Origin of the sequence: Oceanospirillum sp. (assembly GCF_048265165.1) — a bacterium.
GTDB lineage: Bacteria > Pseudomonadota > Gammaproteobacteria > Pseudomonadales > Halomonadaceae > Oceanospirillum.
Genome location: NZ_JBLXCD010000011.1, coordinates 45096 through 62173 on the forward strand (window position 1 = coordinate 45096; position 17078 = coordinate 62173).

Here is a 17078-nt window from a genome sequence, read left to right on the forward strand (position 1 = left end):
ATGATAATGGTTACCATTTTTAGTCTGGTGCTTTTATTATTTCTATAACGAGTTAATTGATTTCGCATCTGTTTTAAGACCCTTTTCTGAGGCTCTGATCATGGCAAAGACTTTGAAACCCGGCCGCTTATGTAAGTTAGGTAAAGATGACATCAGCAAGCATTTTCGTGAGTTGACTCAGGTAACACGAACCAGTAATTTTCTCTGTGGTAAATGCGCTCGCTCAGCATCAGATAAAAAGCGCCTTTGCCGACCTTTAGAGATGTAGCTTTTTTCTTCGTAGAACCTGAACATTGCACCAATGTATTCCGACAGTATGATATCTCTTGTTATTACCCGCCTCATTTAGGAGTTTCCATGTTAAAGAAAGCGATGATTGATCGTTTGAATGAACAGATCAACCTGGAGTTTTATTCCTCCAACCTCTATCTGCAGATGAGTGCGTGGGCTGAAGATAAAGGCTTTGAAGGCTGCGCCGGGTTTCTGCAAAAGCACGCAGATGAAGAGATGCAGCACATGAAGCGCTTGTTTACTTACGTCAATGAGACAGGTGCGATGGCAAAGCTGGGTGCGATTGATGCGCCGCCAACGGAGTTCTCTTCCATCAAGGACCTTTTTGAGAAGGTGTTCGAGCATGAGTGCCTGATTACTCAGAAAATTAATGAACTGGCTCATACGGCTTTTACGGAACTGGATTATTCAACATTCAGCTTTTTACAATGGTATGTTGCCGAGCAGCATGAAGAAGAGAAGCTGTTCAAGGGCATTCTGGATAAAATTGAGATTATCGGTGAAGATGGCAAAGGGCTGTTTTTTATTGATAAAGAGATTGGCAAGCTGGTGGGTAAAGAGGCCGGCAGTGTGATGGATTCTTCAGAGCCAGAATTCTGATTTTATCTGCAAGATTTGGCAGGACATAAAAAAACCGGTGGGGAACATTATCTCCTTACCGGTTTTTTTCTGCCCGGAAACCAGAGTTAACGGGCAAACTGATAGGCCAGCCCATTGCTGGCTATTGCTCTGATAGAGCTGTTGCTGACGAAAGCGATATCCTGAATAACGACACCGGATGGCTTCCATGCATTGCGCTTGCTTGCTTCCCAGTCGGCAATAGCTTGCTGACTGGACAGGTCCCAGAGTTTTAATTTACCTGTACTGGTTCCTGTAGCCAAAAGCGATTGGTTTTGGCTGAACGTGGCGGCAGTATAAGTTGCTGCAGCGATCTCTCCGCCTCGGTTTATATCAATATTCATAGCAATCTTGCCGCTGATAAGGTCGACTATAAGTCCTGAACCAGCCTGAGCTCCACTGAAAGCAAAGCGGTTATCCGGTGAGATTGCCATCGAACGCACTTGATTATCGTGAGACCACTGACCTCGGATCTCGCCATTTTCTGTATTCCACAGATAAACCACTCCGGTTCGCGTACCGGCCATAGCCAGAGAGTTATCATCGCTCAGACGAACGGCGGAAATCGGGTCGTCGGTAATGAAGGTTCTGACTCCTTTACCTTGGGAGGTGCTGATTAAGACAGCTGTACTATTATCTAGGCCAGCCAGAAGGAATTGACCATCGGCAGAAATATCCAGGCTGCGTACATCTGCAGGTAGCGCCCAGAAGTTAATAGCCTTACCGGATGTCACATCCCAGAGCGTCAGTTTTTTCTGTTCTGAGGTCGCGCCATAACGGCCATTGCCTGCAATAGCCACATGATCTAATAGTGAGAAAGTGTCAGCTTTATGGTTCCAGTTAAAGATGCGCTCATGCTGGGGCAGTTGCCATAGACTGCCGCCGTGATGGATTGAGGCTGCAATAGCTAAGCTGCCGTTATCTGATAGAGCCGCATCGTAGTGCCCTTTAGTCGCCAGTGACCATGTTTGCTCTGGCGGTGTCAAATCCGAGCAGCCAGATACAGCCAACATGAAAGACGTCACTATGGCAGCAGTGACTGCTTTGCCCGCATGGATCATGAACCTACAAGCTCCCGATGTGCCGTGTGTAATGTTTCTATTAGAGTATCTTCATGCTGGAAGCGATCTGCCAGATATTCTCCTAAGGTAGAGAGCCTGTCAGGAAGTGAGCTTGTAGTATCTGCCGTTGATATTTCAGCACCATAGGCTTCATTAAAGTCCAGGATAACATCAGTGCTTTTCTGGATCAGAGGGAAGATTTTGTGACTCAGGTTAATGGCATCCTGGTCCGAAAATGCTTCTGCCTCACGACACAGCTGTTCAAATATCTCAAAGTGGCCTGCGGAGGTGTAGTCAACCATCACATCACAAAGTGCCTGCACCTGGCTGTGCGTCACCGGAATGTCCTTGTTTATCTGATGAGCAACCTCAGTATAATTCACGATCAGCTCCTGACGTTCCTGAAGCCATTTGTCGATCATTTCGTGAACACCGCTCCAGCGTTCACGTGCATTTTTACAACCTTCAAGCATGGCAGACCTCCAGCATTTGTATGGGCCTAAAGGCCATCAAAAATCGCGTATCAAGTATGCAGTCATATCCAAGCATACGGTAGCGATTCGGCAATGTCACCTGTGTTCATCAGCAAACATATTAGTAGATTTACTGGATGCCTTTTTTGTCTTTGATCTTATAGTGAGCAAGAAAAATCAGGCCTGAAAGACCTAAATAAGCGAACATCGTCCACCAAGGGATTGATAAGCCAAGGAATAGCCATGACACTTCGGCACACTCACCACTGCCACTGAGCACCTGATTAATGACTGATGTAAAGGGCAGTACCTCCAGCATATAATCAAGGCCGGGTCCACAGGAAGGGACTTCAGACGGCGGTAGATTTTGTAGCCAAATATGTCGAAGAGCTAGCCCGACACCTGTTGCCAGAGCGATCAGGTTCAGTCCGCTGATGGACCGACGTAAGCCTGAGCTCGCTGGGTTAAAAAGAGCCCCAGCTAAAAACAGAACACCTGCGGCCATAAAGCTGACCCGCTGAAAAATACAAAGTGGGCATGGCTCCAGCTCAAAGGCATGCTGCATCACCAGAGCGCTGGCAATCAGCAGAAAACAGGCAATAAAGCCAGCCAGGTTAATTGTGCGGTAATTAAGAGGCATTCTCTGTCCTTATAAATCGGTTAGGGCAAGGCATCGTTTTGTGGATGCCAGGATTCTATTATATGTGGCTTGCTCATTGGAAAAAATCCGTTGCAGCCCTACAATAGAAAGATCTTTGACTCAGGTGATAGCCAGAGTGACTGAAAATGTAACCTGGTTGCAGCCATAGAGTGTTTTCATTCCGGCAGGTTCCCCATAACTGCGGAAGGGCGCCATAAAAGCGGACAATGATAAAACTGGAGAATGCTGAGTGATTAAATTAGTGAAACATAGCGTGTTAGCTGTACTGATTATGTTTGGGATGGTGGCGCAAGGCTGGGCTGCAGAGGAAGAAAGTGGTTCGCCGATTGTATATACCGAGATGAAACCTTCTTTTGTGCTTAACTATGGTGGCCCCGGTCGTCTGAAATACCTCAAGGCGGATATTACTCTGGTTACCAGTTCTCCGCTGGCAGAAAAGACGGTTGCTCATCACATGCCTCTGATCCGCAATGAGTTAGTGTCACTGCTGAGCCGTCAAACAGATGAAGCTGTAACGACACCTGTGGGTCAGGAGCAGATTCGTATGGAGGCGACTCAATCGGTAAAAGATCTGATGCTGAAAGAGGTTGGGCACCCGGTCATTGATGACCTTCTTGTGTTGAACTTTATCTACCAAAAGTAAGCTTCTGCGTTGAAACACCTCCCTGTGGTTGGATCCAGCCACAAGGAGGGGTATCACAGCCAGTTCTGGCCAATCTTCCCCTCGTTGCTAGGGGCAATTTCAGTAATCACCATCAGGCGCTCTGTCTGGCCATATAGTCGGCCAGAAAAGTGTCAAAATCGACCTGGTCGGCTTCTTCCTGATCCGCTTGTTGGCGGATCGAGCTTTCAGAAAGCTGAGTAAACAGAGCTTCCCTTGCTTTGTTAATAGGCGTGGTGCGTAGCAGGTCGGCTTGTTGGTGGGCTTGTTGCTGAGCAAATGCAGTGAAACTACCCGCCTTACGAATAGCCTTCAGAACCTGTGCAGACGGCGTTAACTCGGGCTGGTCGATCAAGGTGCGGAAAGTATCCATCGCCGCTTGATGGATGGCATTATCATTACCACTATCCAGTAACTCGGCAATTGGTTGCAGGCGGTCAAACAGCTGATGACTCCATTCCTCACGCGATATCGTGCCTTTTGGCGTTTGTAGCATTAGCCCTGGAAGACGACCTCGGTTAACGATATCGCTGTGATTTTCATCCAGCATTTTACATTCATCATCAGATATCTGAGCGCTGTTCTCCAGTAGGCAGAACAATAGAAATATATCGACAAAGCGTGCCTGTGTTTCCGTGATGCCGATCGCTTCAAAGGGATTCAGGTCGATACAGCGTACTTCGATATATTCCACACCGCGTTCGATCAGTGCTTCTGAGGGGCGCTCGCCGCTCTCTGTCACGCGTTTCGGGCGAATATCGCTGTAATACTCATTTTCAATTTGCAGAATATTAGTATTCAACTGGCGATACAGGCCATCCACTTTAACGCCTAGTGACTCATAGGGTGCGTAAGGTGTTCTGATCGCATGATTCAGCGTGTTGACATAGTTTTCCAGTGAGTTAAAGCAGATCTTAAGGCTGGATTGCACATTGTTCTGATAGCCCAGGTCGCTCATACGCAGAGACGTAGCATAGGGCAGGAATAGGGTGTCGGTATCCAGCTCGTCCAGCTGATGAGGCTTATCCTCAACAAAACTTTTATCTACCGCCGGTGAGGCACCAAATAAATAAAGCAGTAACCAGCTATAGCGGCGGAAATTCCGGATCAGTGCGAAGTACTGCTCTGAAATAAAGTCCTGCAGAACCTGTGGATCTTTTGCATCACGCTCTGGGTATTTCAGGTGCAGCAGCGCGGGCCATAGTTGCTCTGGCAGTGAAAAATTATAGTGCAGACCCGCAATGGATTGCATGATGCGGCCATAACGCCAGGAAAGGCCGTGACGATAAACGGTTTTCATGGTGCCGGAGTTTGAGCTGCCGTACTGAGCAATGGGGATGCTTTCATTACCCTGAAGTTTGCAGGGCATGCTGGCAGGCCAGATCACCTCATCACCCAAGTGACGATAGCTGAAAGCGTGCAGGTCTTTGAGAAACCCCAGTGTTTCCGTCAGTTTGCTGGATACTGGAGTGATAAATTCCAGCAGAGCTTCTGAGTAGTCGGTAGTGATATAAGGGTGAGTCAGCGTTGAACCTAGAGCCTTTGGATGATCGGTTTGGGCTAGGTTGCTTGTGGGTGTGGTGCGTAAACCTTCTTTTTCGAGTCCGCGCTTGATCTGATTGAATAGGCCGCGTTGGGCGACAGGGCGTAAAAACTCGATACGATCTTTGATGGTTTTGGTCAAGGTGCTTCCCCTAATACCAACCGGCTTTACCGGCGCATATAGCGTTTCAGTCGCTGAGTATCACTCGGGTAGGAGTGCTTGCGCCCAGCGGATTTATCTACAAAAAAACCGGCCTACGCCAGTCGAAAAAAGCCTGATCTGGCAATATGGGGGCGCAGTGTCAGGCTTCAAGCTATGCTGTCAAAAATTGGATTGCTTAAATTATTCAGCCACAATAATTCCGATGGGTTCGGTCAGAATATGGTGATGTCGCTATTTTCGCTGTTTTTTCTGTGCTTGAGCAAGCAACATTCCTAATGTCCCCATGTTTTCTGGTTGACCGTTTTTATGGCTTCCGCTCTGCTGTCCACGGCGACTCTTGTCTTTGGCATGATCACGACTCTCCGAAGAGTAGTTTCTGCCCCGGCCTTTGTCATTACCTGTTGAGCTATTGCTTTTTGTTTCAGGCTCATCATTCAGGCGCATTGACAGGGCGATACGCCGGCGCTGCTGATCTACATCCATAATTTTAACCTGCACAATATCACCGGCTTTTACGACGCTGCGGGGATCTTCGACAAAGCGGTTGGATAGGGCAGAAATATGTACCAGACCGTCCTGATGCACGCCTATATCAACAAACGCACCGAAGTTGGTAACGTTTGTAACGGCACCTTCAAGGACCATTCCGGGTTTAAGATCGCTGATCTCTTCAACGCCTTCCATAAACTCTGCAGCTTTAAACTCAGGCCGTGGGTCGCGGCCGGGTTTATCCAGTTCCTGTAAAATATCAGTCACTGTGGGCAGGCCAAAATTATCGTCGATGTACTCGATTGGATTAATGCCTTTCAGAAAGCTGGAGTCACCGATCAGAGTATCTACTTTGCGCCCATTGTTTTCTGCAATTTTTTTCACGACAGGGTAGGCTTCCGGGTGAACTGCGGAGCCGTCCAAAGGGTTTTTGCCATTCATAATACGTAGGAAACCTGCACACTGTTCAAAGGCTTTTGGCCCAAGGCGAGCGACTTTTTTCAGGTCGGTTCGGCTGTTAAATGTGCCGTTTTCGTCACGATAGCTGATGATGTTCTGGGCCAGAGTTGCGTTCAGGCCGGATACCCGGTTCAGCAAGGCAACGGAGGCGGTATTAACATCGACACCTACGGCGTTAACGCAGTCTTCCACCACCGCTTCCAGACTGCGAGCCAGTTGAGTTTGTGAAACGTCATGCTGATACTGGCCAACGCCAATGGATTTTGGGTCAATTTTAACCAGCTCTGCCAGAGGGTCCTGCAGGCGACGGGCGATAGAAACAGCGCCCCGGATGCTGACATCTAAGTCCGGGAACTCTTTTGCCGCCAGCTCTGAGGCTGAGTAAACAGATGCACCTGCTTCACTGACCATGATTTTGCTGACCTTGCGACCCTTAATCAGTTTTACCAGGTCGCCCGCCAGCTTGTCCGTTTCGCGGGAGGCTGTGCCGTTGCCGATACTGATCAGATCGACATTGTGTTTCTCAACCAATGCCGCTAAAACTGCTAGGGACTCGCGCCACTGGTTTTTTGGTACGTGGGGATAGATCGTCGCATAATCGAGCAGCTTACCTGTGTGGTCAACCACGGCGACTTTAACACCTGTACGTAAGCCCGGGTCGAGACCCAGTGTGGCCCGGGGGCCAGCAGGAGCAGCCAGCAGCAGGTCCTTCAGGTTGCCAGCGAAGACCTTTATTGCTTCCATCTCTGCGGACTCACGCAGGCGAGTCATGAGTTCAGTTTCGATATGAGTCAGCAGCTTAACCCGCCAGGTCCAGCGTACAACTTCTTTTAACCAGGTGTCTGCCGGGCGCCCTTGATCTTCAATACCGAAATGACGGGTGACCATCTCCTCGCAGGGATGTACTTTCAGTTCTTCCGCCTCTGGTAAAATGATGGCGAGCTGTAAGGCGCCTTCATTGCGGCCGCGGTACATGGCCAGCGCCCGGTGGGACGGGGTTTTATTGATCGGCTCATTGTGCTCAAAGTAATCACTGAATTTCTCACCTGCTTGCTCCTGACCGGGAACAACCCGGGACTGAAGTTCACCCTGCTGCCAGAGCCTGGTACGGAGTATATCCAGTAAGCTGGCATCTTCGCTGAAGCGTTCCATCAGGATCTGTTTGGCACCATCCAGTGCTGCTTTTGTATCGGCAATACCGGTATCAGCATTGATATAGGCTTCAGCAGCGGTTTGTGGATCGGTTTCGGGTGAGTTAAATAACAGGTCTGCCAAAGGTTCCAGGCCAGCTTCTCGAGCGATCTGTGCCTTGGTGCGACGTTTTGGCTTATAGGGCAGGTACAGGTCTTCTAGGCGGTTTTTTGTCTCAGCACCCATAATATCAGCTTTTAGTCCGTCGGTTAGTTTGCCCTGATCATCAATACTTTTTAGGACAGTGTTGCGACGATCTTCCAACTCGCGCAGGTAGCGCAGACGTTCTTCCAGATTACGCAGTTGAGTATCATCCAGGCCTCCGGTGATCTCCTTACGGTATCGCGCGATAAAAGGAACGGTCGCACCTTCGTCCAGCAGGGTAACAGCGGCACTGACCTGAGCCTGTTTAACGCTTAGTTCTTCGGCAATACGGTGGGAGATCTGTTCCATGAAGATGACTCTCTTTTTTCTGGCTGAGGCATAAGCTGGACAAGCGATAACGGCCTGACAACTCAAGTGTTTCGTTAATGGGTTGAATTAAATAAGCTGTGATTTTATACAGTAACTGTGGGTTTGGGGCAAAATTTTTATGGCAGAAATTTGTTGAAACCCCGTAACCGAATGCAAATGCTGATTAGCGCTTGTTGGTGCAGCTAATTAATCGGCAGAATCAAAAAAGGCGAACACCTCGGTGTTCGCCTTTTTCTGAATCCGCTGCCGGATCTTACAGCTGAGGACCTGCCGCGATGATCGCTTCGTCCACATCATTGAACTTCTTGAAGTTTTCAACGAATTTAGCTGCCAGCTCTTTCGCTGTCGCATCGTAGTTCTCTGGGTTGGCCCAGGTGCTGCGAGGTTGTAACAAGCTGGTATCAACACCCGGTACTTCAGCAGGTACCGCCAGGTTGATGCCTTCCAGATGTACGGTTTCAACATCTTCCAGTGCACCATTCTGGATTGCAGAGATGATGCCACGGGTCGTTGGAATGCTGAAACGCTGGCCTTCACCGTATGAGCCGCCAGTCCAGCCTGTGTTAACCAGGTAAACTTTAGAGCCGAACTCCTCGATACGTTTGATCAGCAACTCTGCATACTCAGCGGCAGGGCGAGGGAAGAAAGGTGCACCAAAGCAGGTTGAGAAGGTGGACTTGATGCCGTCGCCGGAACCCATTTCAGTTGAACCTACAAGAGCCGTGTAGCCGGACAGAAAGTGGTACGCTGCGGCTTCTTTCGACAGAACAGAAACAGGAGGCAGTACGCCAGTCAGGTCGCAGGTCAGGAAAACAATCGCTTTTGGCTCACCGGCACGGTTTTCCAGAACACGCTTCTCGATGTGCTCCAGCGGGTATGCCGCCCGGGTATTCTGGGTCAGGCTTACATCAGTGTAATCCGGCGCTCGTTCGCCATCCAGAACGACATTCTCCAGTACGGAACCAAACTTGATCGCGTCCCAGATAACCGGCTCATTTTTCTGAGACAGGTCAATACATTTTGCATAGCAGCCACCTTCAATGTTGAAGACAACGCCCTTGCCCCAGCCGTGCTCGTCATCGCCGATAAGATAACGCTCAGGGTCTGCAGACAGAGTGGTCTTACCTGTACCGGACAGGCCGAAGAACAGAGTTGTTTCGCCATCTTCGCCAACGTTTGCAGAGCAGTGCATTGGCAGAACGTCTTTTTCTGGCAGCAGGAAGTTCTGTACGGAGAACATCGCTTTTTTCATCTCGCCGGCATACTGCATACCAGCCAGAAGCACTTTGCGCTTGGCAAAGTTGATAATGACGGTGCCGTCAGAGTTGGTGCCATCGCGCTCAGGCTCGCAAACAAACTGAGGCGCATTAATAATCTGCCACTCGCCCTTGTTTTTCGGGTTGAACTCGTCAGGACGAACAAACAAGGTGCGGCCAAAGAGGTTGTGCCATGCTGTTTCGGTGGTAACACGAATCGGCAGGTAGTGTTCCGGATCAGCACCAACGTGCAGTTCGGAAACGAACGTATCTTTCTGAGTCAGATACTCTTCAACGCGATCCCAAAGAGCATCAAACTTGGCAGCGTCAAACGGACGGTTGATTGCGCCCCATTCGATCAGATCTGCAGTACTGGGCTCTTCAACAATGAAGCGATCCATTGGAGAGCGGCCGGTGCGGTGGCCAGTAGAAACTACCAAAGCTCCGTTGCTGGCCAGTTCGCCTTCTTTGCGTTGAACAGCCATTTGAACCAATTCAGCGGTGCTGAGGTTGGTGAACGTCATTACAGAGCTATCGTCAATCGATGTCGTCATTTACTTGTGTCCTTCGGCTCCAGCCGATCAACTACTATCAAACCGGGCAAGCTTAAAAGAGGCAAGCTTACCAAAGCGGGCAAATTACCAAGCGGGTACTAAAAAAACCGACTCTTTAGGGGGACTGTTTCCGAGTATTAATCTCAAAACAGCTTGTCTTAAGACGCAGTTTTTAGGCGCGTATTATGTCAAAAAAAGCAGGTCTGTGCGAAGCCCCAACAGGAAGAAAATTCTGAAAAACAGTTACAAAACAAAAATCTTGATGCAGTTGCACACAAAAAAGCAGAGGTTTTTAGAGTATTTCGCTGAAATTTCAGTGTTAAAGATGGTTTACACTCTAAATGATAGATGTTCTTACTAAGCGTAATAGGCGTTCACGAAATGCGAAAAAATTTATAAAAAAGGTATCAGGCTCACTTTTCGTGACCGGATATTCACTGTTTTTAGGGGGAATATCAGGTGATAACTTTCTTTTTGTAGTTTTACTACAAGAATTATTTAACGGAAAAGAGGTATTTTACCAAAATAAAGAGATGAGCTTGTCGGTATCGCTGCAACTCAATCAGGCTGCAACGATACTTTTTTATAGAAAGGTACCTGGGGTTATAGTCGTGACCTGAAGTATTGGTGCTATACACCCAGGATTAATCAGTATATGCCCGGTCAGTGAAGAACCGGGGATGGCGCATCCGGGTTATCAAAAAGGGTTTCAATGTCGGCTGCACTGAAGCGATAAAGTGTGTTGCAAAACTGGCACTTGCTCTCAACTGCCCCTTGCTCTCTGATTACCTCGTTCAGCTCTTCTTTTCCCATGCTGACCAGTGCGTTTTTAACACGCTCCTCGGAGCAGGTGCAGTTAAAGCGTAACGGACTTGCTGCAAAAATGCGTACCTCTTCCTGGTGATAGAGGCGATGCAGCAGCTCTTCAAAAGGTAATTCGGCAAGCTCTTCATCTTTAATTGTTTCTGCGAGGCTCACCGCATGCTCCCATGCGTTCAGGTCTGCTTCTGTCCGTTCTGATGGCAGGGCCTGAAGCATAAAGCCAGACGCGACTTGACCTGTAACATTGAGCCATAGGCGACTTGGTAACTGTTCGGATTGTTCGAAGTACTGCTCCAGGCAGTGGGCCAGAGTTTCACGCTCCAGAGAGATAATGCCCTGATAGCGTTTGCCGTTGGTGGGTTCAATCGTGATGATAAGTTGGCCCTTACCCATTAAATCCCTCAGTGTGTTGGCGTCGCCTAGCTCTCCATCCCAGCGGGCAATCGCTCTCAGATCTCCTCCCGGGTTGGACTCGGCCATCAGCAGGCTGCAAGGGCCTGGGCCTCTTGCCTGGAGAGACAGGATGCCGTCTACTTTAACAATGGCTGTCAGCAGAGCTGCTGCGGAGAGCATTTCACCCAGTTGTTTTTCAATAGCAGGTGGGTAGCTGTGTTTATCCAGCACTTCCCGGAAGCTATCTTTCAGTCGAACGACCTCACCTCGGACGGGCGTGTTGGCAATCACAAAGCGCTGAATCAAGTCGTATTGGCTCATAAATCTCTTCTGTATTGTCGGTCTGAGTACTCTTGATCGTGATATTTTTGATCGTGGTACTGCTGATTACGGTATTTTGGGCGTAGCTTTCATGGGGCGACCTAAAACAGTCTAAGGCTCACATTATTTATAGGTCATCGGTATAACAATGGTGCCTGTATATGGCTATGCCATAAGACGTCCTTTTATTATAGTTCACTATCAACCCGTTTAAAGCGATGGATCATTCGGCGGTCTTTCTTGTTCGGGCGGTTTTCCGGAGCGCCCATTGCGGTTTTCAGAAGCTTACGTTTCTCGGCCTCCTCTTCACGTTTTTTGATACTGGCGTCGGTTTCTTTATAGAGAAGGGCGGCTTCAGGAGCCCCTCGGCGTTGATCTGAGAGTTCGATAATCTCGATCCGCTTTTCATCCCAGCCCTGGGGCAGTGTCAGCATGGCTCCAATTTCAGCCATTTTACTGCTTTTACAGCGTTCACCGTTGTAATGAACCTTACCACCTTCAATTGCTTTTTTGGCTAAGGCTCGTGTTTTAAAAAAACGAGCAGCCCAGAGCCATTTATCCAGGCGCACTTTGGTATGGGGTGTATTCATGCCGTTACCTTCAAATATTTTGTGCTGATCTATTAAGTTTTGAGCCAGCAACTTTTTAGTGCTGCTATCAGCTGATAATGGTTGAGAATTTGCTGACACCGGGATAGCGGGTCAGTGTTCGCTCCGGTGAGCGCATATCCGGCTGCATAATGGTGTACAGGTACTGAATACCAAATGCGTGGGCGGAGTCGAGTACTGCCTCGTTGTCATCAATCAACAGAGTGCTGGCAGGATCGTAATGGAGCTTTTCTGATAAGGCTTTCCAGAATGCAGGATCTTCTTTCGCTATTTTAAGCTCAGCGGAACTAACAATGTGGTCTACATACTGGTCAAGGCCTGTCACCGGAAGTTTGATCTCAAGGCTATGATGGTCAGCATTGGTTGCGAGAATAACCTGTGCCTGATGTGTTTCGAGAAACTTCAGTAGCTCTATGGCGTCACTTCTAAAGCCAATAAGGTGCTGAACTTCTTTTTTAAGCGCAACGATATCGACTTTAAAGTGATTGGCCCAATAATCGAGGCTATACCAGTTAAGCGTGCCTTGTTCCTTGGTGATTTCATCGATCACATACGCTTGAGCGCTGGCATGATCCAGTTTGTGCAGTTCGGCATAGCGCTTAGGGAGGTGCTCCAGCCAGAAATGACTGTCGAAGTGAAGGTCCAGCAGAGTGCCGTCCATATCCAGCAGGACTGTTTTGATTTTCTGCCACTCGGGGGAGGTGGCGGGCCGAATATTGTTTGTCATAAGTGACCTTTGCGGGAGAGCTGGATCAGTCTGTCGGGCTTTATTTCTGCATATCACCGGACAAAGTTATGAGTTAACAAATGGGGGAGTGTCGATGAAATTCAAGTGTCATTTGTTTGCTCTAACGTTATTGGGCGTATTGCTTCGGGGTGCTGGTGGTATCTTGTGCGAAATGCCGCACACTTCACTTTATGCCGGTTGTTTTGTGGCGGATTGTAGAAAATCCACACTGTTATTTAACACTTAAGTGTTCCTGAACTCTGTTGCAGGTGAAACCGCTTTAGACCTAGGTCTAATGCTTTAAAGTCTTGGGTGGGTGGTTGTCCGCCCATGTTTTTTAATTTTGTGCGGAAATCCGCGCATTATTAGATGCTTTTAAATTTTTACTGTGAGCTTTCCGTTTAATAAAATCCTTTTGAATCATATAGTTATATATTTATAGATGGTTTTTTTTAAGTTGGCATAATACTTGATGGTTTAGAGGTGGTCGTAGCCTTTAAGTCATTTGGGCTGACCTTTGCAAGTTTGTGGCCGGCGTTGTCCGGCCTTTTTTGCATACTTATTGGCTTATATCGGGTGCTCCTGAGGAGATAACCTAAAGCCAAGAGCGATATCACATAACAACAAATTCCATTAGGAGTCGGATCAATGCGTTCACTCACCAAAGCGGTTACGCTTGCAGCATGTATGTTTGCCAGTGCAGCCACAGCTTTCGCAGCACCTATAACGATCAAGTTTTCTCACGTTGTAGCAGAAAATACCCCCAAAGGTCAGATGGCTCTTAAATTTAAAGAGCTGGCTGAATCCCGTCTGCCAGGCAAGGTTAATGTTGAGGTTTATCCAAACTCTCAGCTGTTCGGTGACGGCAAAGTTCTGGAAGCGATGCTGCTGGGCGATGTTCAGATTGCTGCGCCTTCCCTCTCTAAATTTAAGAAATACACTAAACAGCTTCAGGTCTATGATCTGCCATTCCTGTTCAAAGACATGGATGCGGTTGACCGTTTTCAGAAAGGCCCTACTGGCCAGAAACTTCTGACTTCTCTGGAGAAGCGAGGCCTGATGGGGCTGGGTTATATCCATAATGGTATGAAGCAGATGTCAGCTAATAAGCCTCTGCGCACACCTGCAGATGCTGAGGGTCTGAAATTCCGTATCATGACTTCAGACGTTCTGGTATCTCAGTTTGAAGCGGTTGATGCGATCCCTTTGAAAAAGCCTTTCTCTGAAGTTTTCACCCTGATGCAGACTAAAGCGATTGATGGTGCTGAAAACCCATGGTCGAATCTGTATTCGAAAAAATTCTTTGAGATTCAGGATTATGTGACTGAGACCAACCACGGTGTTCTGGACTATATGGTTGTAACCTCTGCCCGTTTCTGGAAAGGCCTGGACGATGATGTTCGTGTAGAGCTGAAGAAAGCAATGGATGAAGCGATTGCTTATGGTAATGGCGTAGCGGAAGAGAAAGCGATGGGTGACCGTCAACGTGTTATCGACTCTGGTCGTACCACTGTTCTGCAAATCTCTGATGCCGAGCGTCAGCAGTGGGTAGAAGCGATGAAGCCTGTTTGGAAACAGTTCGAACGTCAAATTGGTAAAGACGTTATTGACGCTGCCGTTCAGGCGAATAACTAATAACCTTGCTTTACTGGGGTGGTCTTTTTCACCTCAGTAAGGTGTGTTGTAGCGCTCTATCTATCTTTAAGAGCGATTTAATGCACTTAATGAGCGCGTAGTAGAGAAGAAAGCGCCGCTGCCAGTGCGCTGGTAGTGGTGTTTTAAAACCCTCACATACCCCCTTTGGCTTCTATTTCATTACCTGATGGCCCGATGGTTTTCACCGTCCGGCTTTTATCCGGACAGAGCCTGCTCACGAAACGATGAGAGTTTAATCATGGTTGTACGTTTCATTCATAAACTTGAAGAGAACATTGTTGCTCTCTTGCTGGTCGCCATGACCCTGCTGGTATTTGCTGAAGTGATTATGCGTTTTGTCTTCAGCACTGGTGTGACCTGGATTCAGGAAGCAACCCTTTACACCGCTGCATGGTTTGTACTGTTTGGCGCTTCTTATGGAGTGCGTATTGGTGCGCATATCGGGGTTGATGTTGCGGTGAAATTGCTACCCGAACCACTACGCCGTCTGGCTGGTCTGGTCGCCATCGCCCTGTGCTTTGTTTATTGCGCCCTTTTCCTGTTAGGTTCTTGGGATTACCTGCAGTTGATGCATATGATCAATATTGAGATGGAAGATATCCCTATTCCTAAATGGATGGCGATGATGATTATGCCGGTGGGCTTTGTGCTGCTGGTTGTTCGTTTCGCTGAGCTGGGTTGGGGCATTCTTACAGGTAAAAAAGACGGTTTCCATCTGGCTGATGAAGGTAAGGAAAGTATGCATCTGGCGGAGGAGCTGCAGAATGCAGCTGATAGTGCCAAAGCCGAAAAAATGACTTCTGAGCAATCTGATTCTGATTCAGATAGCCAAGATAGACCTGATGTTAATAAACCTGGTACTTCGGGAGCAGACAAATGACAATTGCTGTACTTTTCCTGATTTTGTTTGGCTGTATCTTCCTGGGTATGCCAATTGCTGTGGCACTGGGGTTGTCCAGTGTGGGCACTATTCTGATGTTTTCGGGGGACTCCCTAGCATCTGTATCGTTGAAGCTATTTGAAGCGTTATCGCATCATTATACTCTGCTGGCGATTCCTTTCTTTATCCTGTCGTCAGCTTTCCTGTCGACCGGTGGTGTGGCTAAGCGTTTGATTAACTTTGCAGTGGACAGTATCGGCCACGTTAAAGGTGGTCTGGCGATGGCTTCTGTTATGGCCTGTATGCTGTTTGCAGCCGTTTCTGGTTCTTCACCTGCAACGGTAGCTGCGATCGGTACGATTGTGATTGCCGGTATGGTTCGGGCTGGTTATCCGGAAAGCTTCGCAGCAGGTGTTATTGCGAACGCAGGTACTTTGGGTATTCTGATCCCACCTTCTATCGTGATGCTGGTATATGCTGCGGCGACTGAGGTATCTGCGGCCCGTATGTTTATGGCCGGTATGATTCCGGGCCTGATGATGGGTGGCATTCTGATGATCGCCATCTATGTTGTGGCACGTGTCAAAAACTTCCCGGCTCAGCCATTTCCGGGGTTCCGTGCTCTGTTTCGCTCAGGTGCGATCGCCATGGGCGGCCTGATGCTGATCGTGATCGTTTTGGGCTCTATTTATGGTGGTGTGGCGAGTCCAACTGAAGCAGCTGCGGTTGCCGCCGTTTATGCTTTTTTGGTTGCTGTGTTTGGCTACCGGGATATGGGACCGCTGAAAGATAAGCCGTGGCGCTATGATGGTGAGTCGATAGGTGCCTGCGTAGTTCGTAACCTGGCGCAGATCGGTATTGCTTTGCCGCAGTCTTTCTTTGATGCTGAGGTAAAACGGGTTGTGCTGGATGCAGCCAAAGTTTCTCTGATGCTGCTGTTTATCATTGCCAACGCTATGTTGTTTGCTCATGTTCTGACCACTGAACGTATTCCGCACATCATTGCGGAAACTATTATCGGTTGGGGGCTGCCGGCCTGGGGCTTCCTGATTGTGGTGAACATTCTGCTGCTGGCTGCAGGCAACTTTATGGAGCCATCCGCGATTCTGCTGATTATGGCACCGATCTTGTTCCCGATTGCCACTCAGCTGGGTATCGATCCGATTCACCTTGGTATCATTATGGTCGTGAATATGGAGATCGGTATGCTGACACCGCCGGTAGGTCTTAACCTGTTCGTGACGGCAGGTATTACTGGGCGGAGTATGGTTTGGGTGATCCGGGCTGCACTGCCTTGGCTGGCACTGCTGCTGGGCTTCCTGATTCTGATTACCTATGTGCCTCAGATATCTCTGTTCCTCCCGGAGTATATCGATAAGATGAACGGGTACTGATCAACGTAAAGATTTTCAATCCGACAGGCTTTGATTCAGGCCTTGAATCAAAGCCTTTTCTGGCGACATTATCGTCAGGCTTTCTTACCGTGCTTTTGTATACGCACGTTTTACTTGCCCCGGCTTGAGCGGGGCTTTTTTTGTTTCTAGCAAAACGCGCTTGCTTGTTTTTCATAAATAACTGAAATAAAGCTCGCTATCTGATTCAGATCTCTATACTATGGCTACCAGCTAGAAAGAAAGCCGCTAAATTTATATTCTCCAATACGTAGTTTTATTCGTAATACCTCGTCCTGTAGTTTCTAAGTTCAAGTCTATTCTTCAGCAAAAAAACGCCTTTGAAGGCACTTTTACTTTTCTAAATTCAGGTGAATTTATTATGTC

Annotated in this window: 14 protein-coding genes; 5 read left to right on the forward strand and 9 right to left on the reverse strand. The window is 48.2% G+C overall.

All coding sequences use genetic code 11. The features are described 5' to 3' along the window. Window positions 1-357 precede the first annotated feature (357 nt). The gene (gene ftnA / locus ACN0R8_RS15625; RefSeq protein ID WP_417599047.1) at window positions 358-891 is read left to right on the forward strand and encodes a non-heme ferritin; all 534 of its coding nucleotides are present in this window, start codon (window positions 358-360) and stop codon (window positions 889-891) included. Window positions 892-977: 86 nt separating this feature from the next. On the opposite strand, the gene ACN0R8_RS15630 is transcribed toward ftnA, so the two are convergent. The 3 genes from ACN0R8_RS15630 to ACN0R8_RS15640 form a co-directional block, all read right to left on the reverse strand. Continuing rightward, on the reverse strand, window positions 978-1922 hold the full coding sequence (locus ACN0R8_RS15630) for a WD40 repeat domain-containing protein (protein WP_417599049.1): 945 nt from the start codon (window positions 1920-1922) through the stop codon (window positions 978-980). 44 nt (window positions 1923-1966) lie between these two features. After that, a complete protein-coding gene (gene rsd, locus ACN0R8_RS15635; RefSeq protein ID WP_417599051.1) occupies window positions 1967-2443 on the reverse strand; it encodes a sigma D regulator in 477 nt (158 codons plus the stop codon). A 130-nt stretch (window positions 2444-2573) separates the two neighbouring features. After that, window positions 2574-3083 carry a disulfide bond formation protein B gene (locus tag ACN0R8_RS15640; protein WP_417599053.1) on the reverse strand — a complete coding sequence of 170 codons (510 nt, stop codon included), beginning with the start codon at window positions 3081-3083 and terminating at the stop codon, window positions 2574-2576. 250 nt (window positions 3084-3333) lie between these two features. On the opposite strand from ACN0R8_RS15640, the gene ACN0R8_RS15645 reads away from it, so the two are divergent. After that, window positions 3334-3747 (forward strand): flagellar basal body-associated FliL family protein, encoded by a 414-nt coding sequence (locus ACN0R8_RS15645; protein WP_417599055.1) that lies wholly within the window; start codon window positions 3334-3336, stop codon window positions 3745-3747. Window positions 3748-3859: 112 nt separating this feature from the next. Here the strand turns inward: ACN0R8_RS15645 and gshA are convergent, their stop codons facing one another. The 6 genes from gshA to yrfG all read right to left on the reverse strand — a co-directional run bounded on the left by gshA (window position 3860) and on the right by yrfG (window position 12764). After that, a complete protein-coding gene (gshA, locus tag ACN0R8_RS15650; RefSeq protein WP_417599057.1) occupies window positions 3860-5449 on the reverse strand; it encodes a glutamate--cysteine ligase in 1590 nt (529 codons plus the stop codon). 252 nt (window positions 5450-5701) lie between these two features. Then, window positions 5702-8062, reverse strand: a complete 2361-nt coding sequence (locus tag ACN0R8_RS15655) for a Tex family protein (RefSeq protein ID WP_417599059.1) — start codon at window positions 8060-8062, stop codon at window positions 5702-5704. 274 nt (window positions 8063-8336) lie between these two features. Continuing rightward, entirely contained in the window at window positions 8337-9893 is a 1557-nt protein-coding gene (locus ACN0R8_RS15660; protein ID WP_417599060.1) for a phosphoenolpyruvate carboxykinase, read from the reverse strand. 663 nt (window positions 9894-10556) lie between these two features. Then, complete coding sequence (gene hslO, locus ACN0R8_RS15665; protein ID WP_417599061.1) at window positions 10557-11429, reverse strand: Hsp33 family molecular chaperone HslO; 873 nt, start codon at window positions 11427-11429, stop codon at window positions 10557-10559. 188 nt (window positions 11430-11617) lie between these two features. Then, complete coding sequence (gene hslR / locus ACN0R8_RS15670; protein ID WP_417599063.1) at window positions 11618-12019, reverse strand: ribosome-associated heat shock protein Hsp15; 402 nt, start codon at window positions 12017-12019, stop codon at window positions 11618-11620. Between the two features lie 67 nt (window positions 12020-12086). Next, on the reverse strand, window positions 12087-12764 hold the full coding sequence (yrfG, locus tag ACN0R8_RS15675) for a GMP/IMP nucleotidase (protein WP_417599065.1): 678 nt from the start codon (window positions 12762-12764) through the stop codon (window positions 12087-12089). 648 nt (window positions 12765-13412) lie between these two features. On the opposite strand from yrfG, the gene ACN0R8_RS15680 reads away from it, so the two are divergent. The 3 genes from ACN0R8_RS15680 (at window position 13413) to ACN0R8_RS15690 (ending at window position 16694) form a co-directional block, all read left to right on the forward strand. Then, window positions 13413-14399 carry a TRAP transporter substrate-binding protein gene (locus ACN0R8_RS15680; protein WP_417599067.1) on the forward strand — a complete coding sequence of 329 codons (987 nt, stop codon included), beginning with the start codon at window positions 13413-13415 and terminating at the stop codon, window positions 14397-14399. A gap of 259 nt (window positions 14400-14658) precedes the next feature. Further along, window positions 14659-15300: a TRAP transporter small permease gene (locus ACN0R8_RS15685; RefSeq protein ID WP_417599069.1), complete on the forward strand. Its 642-nt coding sequence runs from the start codon at window positions 14659-14661 to the stop codon at window positions 15298-15300. Next, a complete protein-coding gene (locus ACN0R8_RS15690) occupies window positions 15297-16694 on the forward strand; it encodes a TRAP transporter large permease (protein ID WP_417599071.1) in 1398 nt (465 codons plus the stop codon). The genes ACN0R8_RS15685 and ACN0R8_RS15690 overlap by 4 nt, the downstream gene beginning before the upstream one ends. The last annotated feature ends 384 nt before the right edge of the window (window positions 16695-17078 follow it).